The sequence below is a fragment of the Paraeggerthella sp. genome, from assembly GCF_048427265.1.
Taxonomy (GTDB): Bacteria; Actinomycetota; Coriobacteriia; order Coriobacteriales; family Eggerthellaceae; genus Paraeggerthella; species Paraeggerthella hominis.
This window is the reverse complement of sequence record NZ_DBFOSR010000104.1, coordinates 1-10,742: the sequence shown is the minus strand read 5'-3', so window position 1 is coordinate 10,742 and position 10,742 is coordinate 1. Positions and strand designations below refer to the sequence as shown.

Genomic DNA, 10,742 nt, shown 5'->3' with positions numbered 1-10,742 from the left:
GTCATGCCGACTATGGCTACGATTTTCAAAGCGAAGGACGAGACGCCCCTACGCGTGTCTTCATCGGTTGTATTGAGCGATTCGTTCATAGGATTCCAGTATACTGGGACGGCTGGGGGATTGCGGGATGAAGGGCGAAATTGCGTGATGCAGGCAAAGGACGGCTCAAACGGTTCAAGCGGGTCAAACGAGGTTGGGAAAGCGAACCGGCCCGTTTCGGCCTCGGCCTCGGCTTCGGGGGAGGGTTCCTCGGCCGTGCTCGCTTTGTTTCGGGCTCCCGGTTTGTTTGTTGCGGCAATCGTGCTGTCGGTGATGTGCTTCCAAGTCTTCCCGGACGATACGCTGGAGTCTTCGCTTGTGCAGGGGATTGCGCTGTCGATCATGGTGCTTGCGCTTGTGAGGATTGGTCGTCCCAAGGCGTTGCAGCGTTCTTGCAAGACGATCAGCTCCCTTGGCCGTTGGGTGGTTTTCGTGCTTGCGGTAGGGTTTGCCGCGGGTATCGCGCTGTGCCTGCTTTCCGAACCGGTTGGTTTCTTTGATTCGGACGCCGCGGCGCGCGTTGCCTTCATTCTTACGATATGCCTGATGACCGGCTTGTTCGAAGAGGGTGTTTTCAGGGTTCTTGCCCTGGATGCGTTCTTGACGCGCTTGGCCCCGCTGCGTGCTGCGGTGGTTTCGGCGGTTTTGTTCGGGCTGCTGCATGTGTCGTTCGGACAGGCGCTGGCCGTTGGGGACGCGGTTGCGTGGACGCAGGCCGTGCTCAAGCCGGTGCAGGCGGGGCTGTTCGGCTTCTTCATGGCCGTTTTGTACCTGAAGGGCTGCAGCCTGTGGTTTCTAGCCTGGGTTCACGCTGCATTCGATCTGGTTTATCTGGGCCCGATCATGCTTGCCACGGGGATGCAGCCGGTCTACGTGACCGGCGGCTTTGACGATCTGATCGTGCTTGCGGCTACCACGATCCTTTTGCTCGCGCCGGCGCGAGCGGCGTGGTCGGCTTTTCGCGCGCCGTCGAAGGCGGCCTCGGATTCGTAGCGGTTTCCCGCCCTCAGTCTTGGCTGGCACACGAGCATTTGTTACGCTTCGCACGGTACAAGTCGTTGTCGGCTTGCCGGTACAGATCTTCGAACACCGGGTTGCCGCATGTTTGCGAGCAGTTGCTGCGAGCTACGCCAACGGCTAGCGACAACGATGCGAGCGGGTTTTCTATGGCCTCGTCGTGAAAACCCTCGAATGCTTCGCTTTTGATGCGCTCCACCAGGCGATCGAGGTCGGCCGTGTTTTGCGCATGCGGTACGAACACGGCAAACTCGTCGCCGCCGAACCGCGCGACGACGGCGCTAGGACCTGCGACGTCCTTTAGGAATGCGGCAACGTGCGTCAGGACGCGATCGCCCGTGGGGTGTCCGTACCGATCGTTCACTTCCTTGAAATCGTCCACGTCGATGAACAGGAGCGCGCACGTCTCGCTGTGCTGCTCGCAGTGTTTTCGAATGCGCTCGATGGCCGTGCGCCGTGCAATTGCCCCGGTTAGGTCATCGTGCTCCGCAAGCGCTCTGTACGTCTGCTGCTGCACCATCATGGCGTGCGTGTCCAGAAGCCTTCCCACATGGCGATACGGTTTTCCGTTTTCGTCTCGCAAGACGACGGATTGGTATCGGCACCACAGGGGGTTGCCTTGCGCGTCGGGCAAGGCAACATCAACGTCGACGCGCGCTGCTGCGTGGTTCGTGCACGCGTGCTGGTAGATTTCGAAATCTCCGTGGTTGGCCTGGCACGACGGCCCCTGCGGGCCCAGTTTGTCGAAGTCGCTCGACGCCATGGGACGCCCGAACCGTTTTTCGAAATCCCCGAACACCTCCGTTTTCTTAAGGCGGCAGTTTGCGTCGAAGAGCACATCGTTGTTGAGCTCTGCCAAGATGGTGAGCCGCTCGTTGCTTTTCTCGAGTTCTTCTTGGTAGGTGATCTTGTCGGTGATGTCGAGCGTTGCCACGTAAAACCAGCGAACGCCGTCCTCGTCAACCACCAAGCGCCCCCAATCTTCAATCCAGCGAACGCTGCCGTCTTTTTTCTTGATGCGGTAGGTGACGACATCGGTGTCGCCGTACTTCATCTGTTCGGCTATGGACTCTTCCACGGCCTCGATGTCTTCGGGATGGACGAATCCCCTGAACGAGTTTCCGGTTGCCTCTCGAAATGCCTGCTCGGTTTCGTAACCGGTCATTTCAAGCAGTCCGGCGCTGATCGAGCTGAATTCTTCGCCACCGTCGGCGTGGTAGCGGAACAGCCCTCCTGGCATGCGTTTCAGGAAGTGGTGGTATTCTTCTTTGATTTTTCGCTCGTTTGCCAAGGCCGATCGCAGCTTGCGCTGCGCTTGGTTCATTTCGATGGCGTTCATGATGCGTCGAGATGCATAAGGGCTGAAGGGTCGAACGATGATGTCCAACGCGTTCGGCATACGTTCGGTGGAGGGCGCTTCGTTGTGGTCGTCTACAATCAAGAAGAACGGAATGCCGTCGGTTACGCTGGGCCCTTCGAAAACGTTTGGTCCGGTCATGCTTGCAAGATGGGGGAAATCGTTGTCTGCAATGATGGCCGATATGCCCTGTTTCGATCCTCTGACAAGGGAGAACGCTTCCAGGATGTCAGATGCTTTCAGCACGGTGCATGTTTGCGTCAGCAGGCTCCCCAGCTCTTCACGGTCGCTTTCGAGCGTACTTGCGATTAGGACGGTGTGCATGACGGTCGTTCCCCTTCGGCCGGCAGGCCCTCGCTTCTTGCGAGGCGAGGGCCACGTGGTATGGGTGGTGAAGGCATCGTTTTGTTTTCGAGTGTAGCATAGCGAGTGCGAGGCGAAGCTGACGAGCCCGTTGTTCGGAAGTGGGTTTTGACGGCTTGCCGTGGGCGTTTGCGCGTGCTGGGCGACCGGCGGGTTCGGCTTGCTGCGAGCGTGAAAGCTGCGTTTGAGAGTGCGTAGAAAATAGCGGAAATTTGTTCTTGCGTTTGCAAAGCGAATCCGGTAACATATTCAACCGCTTCGGAAGAAGCACGATTTGTGCGGGCGTGGCGGAATTGGCAGACGCGTACGGTTCAGGTCCGTATGGGGGCAACCCCATGGAGGTTCAAGTCCTCTCGCCCGCACCATTTGAATTGCAAGGCCCCTGGTTCCAGGGGCCTTTTAGTTGTGAACACGGATCTTGCTGGGAAGTTTCTGCTTCTCATTAGCACCACCCTATCCCCTAAGCCACCGATTGATTGCTTTCTAACTAGTTTCCAAGGGTTTTCCAAAGCGCAATCTGCAGATTATGGCAAAATTCCGAGATTTCTTGCTCTTTCAATATCTGTAGGGTCACAATGGTATTGGTTGTGGCGTCTCTTTGTCCAGGCGATAGTGGTGGATGACGCTCCGGATGCATGAATGCAAGTCGTTCCCCCTCTGCAAGAACCAGCGTATTCCACTACTCTTCTAAAGGATTCGTTATGAATGAAACGGTTCTCATAGTTGAAGACGATTCGGATATTGTCGAAATCTTGAGCCTTTACTTGTGCGGTAGCGACTATCAGGTTGAAACTGCCGCCAATGGAAGGTTGGGGCTCGAGTTGCTGAAGAGCGCGTTTCCGTCGGTTGTCCTCGTGGATTTGATGATGCCCGAAATGAACGGGTTCGACTTTATAAAGGAAGCTCGTTTGGTTTCGGATGCTCCCATCGTCATCATTTCGGCTCGCAGCCAGCCCACCGACAAAATGCTCGGCCTGGATTTAGGGGCTGATGGATATATCACGAAACCGTTCGACCCGATTGAGGTACTGGCTTATGTTCGCGCGGTTCTTAGACGCTGCAACGTATTGTCGGCGGCTGACGCAGGCGATGCTTCCTTGAACCATGCCGTCGTGCGCATTGGCAATATAGAGTTTGATAAGGAGTCTTTGATTGTTCGAAAAAACGGCAACGTGGTTCCTTTCACGGCTTCGGAATTAAAAATATTCAGCAAACTGTTTTCATCTCCTGGTCGCGTGTATACGAAGGCGCAATTATACGAGCAGATCAGTTCTTCATCGTATGGCGGAGGCGAGGACAGCATCATGGTTCACGTTTCCAATATTCGATCGAAGATAGAAGATGACCCTAACAGCCCGACGCATATCGTTACGGTTCGTGGATTGGGATATCGTTTTGAAGGCTGACGCGACATCGGTGGGGCGAGGTATGAGGTCGCTGTTTTCCAGCCTGGCGTTTCGCTGCATGGCGGTTGTGCTTATTTACGCAATCCTGATTATGGGTCTGTTTTCGGCCGTCGGCTACTTCGCAGATTTTCGCCTTAGCAGCGCATTTCCTTCCATTGATGCCTTGGAGGGAAGCGGAGATGCTTTGGAAAACGATTCTTTCAGCGAATTGAGGAGTTCGGTTCCTGCGTCTGCTCAAATGGCGATTTTCGACCAGGATGGGAACCGCCTGTACGCCAGTGACGACGATATTGCCAAATCAATCGATGCGAGCGATTTGGCAATCATTAACGGAAGCGAAGAAGACCGCGTTTTCTACGAGGTTCTGCAGCGTTCCGATGCTCAGCACGGTACCGTGTACGAAATAAACTTGTGCAGCATGAGCGGAACCGGCACTTCGAAGATAGTGCTGTCTTCTTGTGTCTGCAAGCTGGACGGAACGATCATCGAAGGCGACTTGTTTGCTGGCCGGGAATCGCTGAGCGCGCGTGATCTGTCCCTTATAAACGGGGAATTCAGCGCTAATAAGTCTATCGAAAAATACGAGTACGTCACTGCCGATAATCAGCCGCGAACCCTTGTTTTTATTTCTTCGAACGTGAGCGAATCGACGTACGAAGAGCTTATCGGTCAAAATGGAATCATCTGGCTCTCTTCTATTCCTGTTGCAATCGTTCTTACGGCCATTTCGGCTGCGGTTCTGGTAAGGATCATTCGCAGGGCGGCAAAGCCGCTGGACGCTGCCATTACCGCCTGCAAGGAAGGGGGCGAAAACCCTGACCGCGCGCATCGCGTTCCGACCGAGTTAGTGCCCACGTACGACAACTTTATAGAGCTGATGGACGAACTTGAAGCCGCGCAGAACGACAAGCAGCGGATTGTTGCAGATATTTCGCATGATTTGAAAACGCCTTTGACGGTGATAAGGGGATATGCGCAGGCCTTTGAGGATGGGCGCGTGCCTCCAGAAAAGGCGGAAGAGTACCTGAGGGCCATAAAGGAGAAGTCAGACGAGGCTGCCGGACTGATTGACTCGCTGTTTCTTTATGCCAAAACGAACCATCCTTCGTACAACCCCCAGCTTTCGCGGGTGGACGTCTGCGAAGTGGTTCGTCGCATAGCGATAGAAATGCTGTCGACTATTGAGCAGAGCTCCTGTCGCCTTGATGTGTCGATTCCCGACAATCCTATTTGGGTGAATGCTGATAGTTCGCTCTTGGCGCGCGTGTTTGGCAATCTGATAAACAACGCATGCGTGCACAATCCTGATGGGGTTACCGTACGGCTGACGTGCGACCACACTGAAAGCGAGGCGGTGATTGCTGTGGCGGATGACGGAACAGGGATCCCCGAATCCTTGCGCGATCAGGTATTTGAGCCGTTTGTTACCAGCAATGATGCGCGTGAATCGGGCAAGGGGACGGGATTGGGGCTTTCTATCGCCAAGCGCTTCGTCGATTTGCAGGGCGGAACGATTGGCGTTTCGCCCCAACCGGAAACTGGTTTTAAAACCGAGATAGTCGTAACTCTTCCGTTGGCATAGCATGTTTCGTTAAGAAATCTTAAGGCTCTCTTCAGCCTGGGCAAAGGATAGCTTCTCATAGTGGAGGCTGCATGTCTTTGTTTTAAGGAGCGCTATGAAGAAACCCCTGATATGTTGCGTTGCGTTAACCACCTTGCTCTGTGCTGGCGTCGGGTTGTCGGGATGTGTCGCAAGCCAAGAGGATCACGCTGAAAACGATTCGGTTGATAGCGAATTTGCAGACGTACGATACGACGCCCCGAAAGAACGCGTTTTGGTTGCGGCCGGAGGCAGCGACGAAAAAGACTCGAGAGAGATAGTTTGTTGGGGCGATAGCATGACCGAGGGTGCTGGTCGTGATTCGGCTGTAATCACAACCGGCGGTGGGGTTTTTGATGCGAGCTATCTGTCGTATCCCGAGGTGCTTCAAAAGCTGACGGGTATAACCACCTGCAATTTTGGCGTGTCAGGTGCAACGTCTGAGGAGATTGGCATCATGCAGGGAGGCATTAAGGCAAACCGCAAAGATGCGAGCATCGTAGTCGATGAAGAAGTTGTCGAGCTGGCAAAGCGGCATCCAGGAACCATCTTGGTGCTGGAAATTGGAAGCAACGGCGGTTGGGGTGGCGATTATGCTACGCTCATAGAGCAGTATCGTGCGATTATCAAAAACTCTGGATGCGAGAATTTCATTATTATTGGCGATACCGACGATCCGGGGACTTCGTATGGCGATTGGAAGCAAGAGGCTTTTGAACCGGGCGAGGGCGGTCGTCAAACCGACTGGGAAACCGCGCTGGCTGCGGAATTCGGGGACCATTTTATAAACATGCGCCAATTTCTTATCGAAGATGGTTTGGAGACTGCGGGGCTTGTGCCGACCGACGAAGACGCGGAAGATGCTGCGGCTGGCTGCATATCCATGCAGCTGCGATCTGACTGGACCCATTTGAATTCCTACGGATACTACGCGAAAGCGCAAGCGGTGTACCAACGAGGTGTTCAACTGGGTTATTGGTAAATCCAAAGAAACCTTTAGGAAGTGTTTAGAAAACGAAAAGGTTGCTCTCTTACTGTAGAACATGAAGCAAATACGGTAAGAGAGGTTTCTTATGAAACTCAAGAGCAATGTGCTGGAATATTTGGCCGAGGCCGCGCAGCGGACACCGGGCGGTACGGCGGTTGTCGACGAGTTCGGCAGCTATACCTATAAGCAGCTGCAAGACGATAGCGCAGCATACGGCGCGGCGCTGGCCAAATACGACGTGGCAAATCGTGGCGTGGTCATCATGGTTGAAAAAAGCTACGACACGCTTGCCATCATGCTGGGGACGTTGTTTGCATCCGGGTATTACGTGCCGGTTGATCCGTCGGTTCCCCCTGCGCGGCTTGCGCACATTGTCGGGGCATTGGGCAATCCGCTTCTGGTAACCACCGAAGAAACGTTGTGCGGCCTTCAGCTTGAGAATGCGTGCGAAACCGTTTCTTTGGAGGCGCTGCACAGCTTGCGCGCCGGGATGCAGCGACGTGACGCGGTTGAGCCGATGTCGCTTTCGATCGATCCGGCATACGTTCTGTTCACCTCTGGGTCGACGGGCGTCCCTAAGGGCGTGGTTGTCAGTCACGGAGCCATTATCAGCTTCATTGACGAATTCGTATCGGAATTCAAATTCGAAAACGGCGATCGGTTCGCCAACCAAGCGCCGTTTGACTTCGACGTGTCCGTTAAAGATATTTTCGGAAGCTTGGCGGTGGGTGCAACGCTCGTCATCGTGCCGCGCCGTTTGTTCATGCAGCCGCAAGCTTTGGTTGAGTTTCTGGACGAGCAACGCGTGACCGTGATGATTTGGGCGGTTGCGGCTTTGTGCATGGTCAGCTCGTTTCGGGCAATTGCCGGCAATTCGCTTTCGACGGTTCGAAAGGTGCTGTTCAGCGGCGAGGTTATGCCGCGGGCGCACTTAAAATCCCTGCTTGAGTCCTTGTCGAATGCCGAATTCGTCAACCTGTACGGTCCGACCGAAATTACGTGCAATTGTTTGTACTGCCGTGTTGATCGCGCACGCGTCGACACCGCTGAGCTTCCCCTCGGGAAGGCGTTTGGGCATTGCGAAGTCATGGTGGTCGACGAGGCAGGCCATCGTATTGTCGAATCGGGCCGGAAGGGCGAGCTCATCGTGCGAGGCCCTTCGCTGGCATTGGGCTATATCGGTAATCGCGAAGCGACGGAAAAGGCGTTCGTGCCCAACCCCCTCAATTCCCTCTATGGCGAGCGCGTGTACCGCACGGGAGATAATGCAATGCTCACGAATGAGGGCGACTTGGTCTTTTGCGGGCGTAAGGACAATCAGGTCAAATACCAAGGGCATCGAATAGAACTGGAAGAGATCGACAAGGTGTTCGAGGGATTCTCCGACGTCGATAGGTGTCGATGCGCCTTCGATTCCAAGAAGAATCGGCTGTGCGTGTTCTACGAGGGGTCGGCTTGCGAGAAGGAGCTTCCCAAGCGCGCCTTGTCAAAGCTTCCCGTTTTCATGAGACCGGCAAGCGTCGCGAAGGTGGAGAACATGCCTCTGAACAAGAATGGAAAGGTCGACCGTGCAATGCTCCTGGAATTGCACGGCGAGCCAACGAAGCGAGCGAGGGCTGTCCGATGATCGACGACGCGACGTTGCGAGAGGCGCTCGACGTATGTCCAACGCCCGTATACCTCTTTGACCAGCGGGCCCTTAACGACCGGATCGCCCATTTGCGAGCATTGCTTCCTTCCCACGCCAAGATCTGCTATGCGATGAAAGCAAACCCCTTCATCGTTCGGGAAGCATCGTTTCTGGTGGATTGCATAGAAGCGTGCTCGCCAGGCGAGTTGCGCATTTGCGCAAGTGCGGGCGTGCCGTTCGAAAAAGTAGTGCTTTCAGGCTTGTGGAAGGATCGTTGCTGCTTAGACGAATTGTTCCAAGCGGGCCGCATTCCCCATAGATTCACGATCGAGTCTCCCCAACAGTTGAAAGACCTGGTCGAACTTGCCAACGAATACGGCAGGCAGACGGACGTGCTTTTCAGGTTGAGTAGTGGAAACCAATTCGGCGTAGATTCCACCATGCTGAAAAAGCTGGTTGACAGCTGCAAAGACGATCCGTTCGTTAGCATTCAGGGTATTCAGTACTACTCGGGCACGCAGAAAACGTCGCTCAAAAAGCTTGATAGGGAACTGAGCAAGCTGCACTGCGTCGTGGCCGAAGTGGAGGCCTCCTGCTTGGTGAAGCTGAACGAGATCGAGTACGGTCCCGGGTTTCCCGTCGAGTACTTTGATGAGGACGAGCAGCGGGCTCGATGCATGCAAGACGCCCCGATTGCTGAACTTGCAACGCTGCTGAACGGCTTTCCTTTCGAAGGGGACATCGTTCTCGAGTTGGGTCGCAGCATCGCAGCGGATTGCGGAACGTATCTAACCAGCGTTGTGGATGCTAAAACGACGAGCGGGCAAAACTACGCGATCATCGACGGTGGCATGCACCAGATTTCGTATTACGGGCACTCGATGGCTATGAAGTGCCCGGTTTTCAGAAAGGTTGATACGGCGGCAGGCGTTTCGCAACCTTGGAATATATGCGGGGCGCTTTGCACGGTTAACGACATCATTGCAAAGCACGTGCCGATCGTCGATTTGTCCGTGGGAGACGTGCTCGCGTTCGCTCGGGCGGGCGCTTACTGCGTGACGGAGGGCCGGGCGCTGTTTTTGAGCCGCGACCTTCCGTCGGTGGTCGTGCGTGATGTTTCAGGAGACATGCACGTAGTACGCCATCGTTTGGAAACAGCCCTGTTCAATTCATCGAAAAGGTCGCAGGATAACGCGGCGGAACAAGACAAAAAGGAGAACTGATCATGAAACGTCAAATCATCGAGATTCTCGAAGACATCAACCCGGGCGCGGATTATGAGATGTGCGTCGATCTTATCGATTCACGCTGCATTGACTCGCTGACGATGGTCGCCCTTGTGGCCGAACTCGAAGACGCATTCGACGTCGAAATACCGCCTGTTGAAATCGTTCCCGACAATTTCAATTCGGTTGATGCCATGTGCATCCTGATGGCGCGCCTGCAAGCAGAGCAAGACTAGCCTGCGCGAATCGAGCGAGTAGGGAACCGTTTTAATGACGTCGTATTATTCCGCCCTTTTCTTCACGGCCTTTTTGCCGATTGCGGTCATGTTGTACGGCATAGCTCCAAGGCGTTTTAGGTGGGCGGTGCTGCTGCTGGCCAGCTACGGCTTTTTCTTCGCCCTGAGCGGCGCGCTTGTTGCGTTCGTTGCTCTGTCGACGGTGGTCGTGTACGCATGCGCCCGCATGATAGACGCCAACCTTGAAAAGAAAAACCGGCAACCGGCAAAGGCTAGCTCGGGCAAGCGTGAGATGCGCGAGGCCTGCAAGCGAAAGAACCGGCGCATCGTTGCCGGGGCGGTCGTCATCAATATCGGTATTCTGGCCGTTTTGAAGTACTCGGGTTTCTTCGGAGTGTCCCTGGCCTCGGTGCTTGCGGCCTTCGGCATTTCGGTTGACCTTGCCATCCCCAGCTTCGCCTTGCCCATCGGAATCTCGTTTTATACGTTGATGGCCGTTTCGTACGTTATGGACGTGTACCGCGAGCGCACGAAGGCCGATAAAAACCTTGGACATGTGGCGCTGTTCCTGGCATTTTTCCCGGGAATCATGGAAGGGCCGCTCAGTAGGTACAACGACGTTGCTCCAAGTCTTACTGCGGGCGAACCGCTGAATCGGAAGAACCTGTACGCCGGAACCTTGCGCATCGTATGGGGCATGGCAAAGAAGATTATCGTTGCAGATCGGTTGAATGCGTTCGTGAAGCCGGTGTTCGACAACTACGGTTCGTATGATGGCGGCGTCATAGCCCTTGCGGCGATTCTGTACACCATTCAGTTGTACTGTGATTTTTCGGGGACGATGGACGTTGCCCTGGGCATGGGTCGCGTGTTCAACGTG

At 54.9% G+C, this 10,742-nt stretch carries 9 protein-coding genes and 1 tRNA gene; 9 read left to right on the top strand and 1 reads right to left on the bottom strand.

Annotated elements, in window-relative coordinates:
- Window positions 1–147 precede the first annotated feature (147 nt).
- The gene (locus ACMNI9_RS09260) at window positions 148–1,032 is read left to right on the top strand and encodes a CPBP family intramembrane glutamic endopeptidase (RefSeq protein ID WP_418831747.1); all 885 of its coding nucleotides are present in this window, start codon (window positions 148–150) and stop codon (window positions 1,030–1,032) included.
- A gap of 13 nt (window positions 1,033–1,045) precedes the next feature.
- On the opposite strand, the gene ACMNI9_RS09255 is transcribed toward ACMNI9_RS09260, so the two are convergent.
- Complete coding sequence (locus ACMNI9_RS09255; protein WP_418831745.1) at window positions 1,046–2,737, bottom strand: diguanylate cyclase; 1,692 nt, start codon at window positions 2,735–2,737, stop codon at window positions 1,046–1,048.
- A 317-nt stretch (window positions 2,738–3,054) separates the two neighbouring features.
- On the opposite strand from ACMNI9_RS09255, the gene ACMNI9_RS09250 reads away from it, so the two are divergent.
- From ACMNI9_RS09250 to ACMNI9_RS09215, 8 genes are all read left to right on the top strand, one after another.
- Window positions 3,055–3,141 (top strand) — tRNA-Leu (locus ACMNI9_RS09250).
- 336 nt (window positions 3,142–3,477) lie between these two features.
- Window positions 3,478–4,182 (top strand): response regulator transcription factor, encoded by a 705-nt coding sequence (locus ACMNI9_RS09245; RefSeq protein ID WP_216529327.1) that lies wholly within the window; start codon window positions 3,478–3,480, stop codon window positions 4,180–4,182.
- A 22-nt stretch (window positions 4,183–4,204) separates the two neighbouring features.
- The gene (locus tag ACMNI9_RS09240; RefSeq protein ID WP_231088173.1) at window positions 4,205–5,764 is read left to right on the top strand and encodes a sensor histidine kinase; all 1,560 of its coding nucleotides are present in this window, start codon (window positions 4,205–4,207) and stop codon (window positions 5,762–5,764) included.
- 94 nt (window positions 5,765–5,858) lie between these two features.
- A complete protein-coding gene (locus ACMNI9_RS09235; RefSeq protein WP_418831743.1) occupies window positions 5,859–6,764 on the top strand; it encodes an SGNH/GDSL hydrolase family protein in 906 nt (301 codons plus the stop codon).
- A gap of 91 nt (window positions 6,765–6,855) precedes the next feature.
- Window positions 6,856–8,397, top strand: a complete 1,542-nt coding sequence (locus tag ACMNI9_RS09230) for an amino acid adenylation domain-containing protein (protein ID WP_216529137.1) — start codon at window positions 6,856–6,858, stop codon at window positions 8,395–8,397.
- A complete protein-coding gene (locus tag ACMNI9_RS09225; RefSeq protein ID WP_418831742.1) occupies window positions 8,394–9,623 on the top strand; it encodes a diaminopimelate decarboxylase family protein in 1,230 nt (409 codons plus the stop codon). The genes ACMNI9_RS09230 and ACMNI9_RS09225 overlap by 4 nt, the downstream gene beginning before the upstream one ends.
- Before the next feature lie 2 nt (window positions 9,624–9,625).
- The gene (locus tag ACMNI9_RS09220; protein WP_216529139.1) at window positions 9,626–9,862 is read left to right on the top strand and encodes an acyl carrier protein; all 237 of its coding nucleotides are present in this window, start codon (window positions 9,626–9,628) and stop codon (window positions 9,860–9,862) included.
- A 34-nt stretch (window positions 9,863–9,896) separates the two neighbouring features.
- On the top strand, window positions 9,897–10,742 hold an 846-nt coding region (locus tag ACMNI9_RS09215), incomplete at its 3' end, for an MBOAT family O-acyltransferase (protein WP_418831741.1).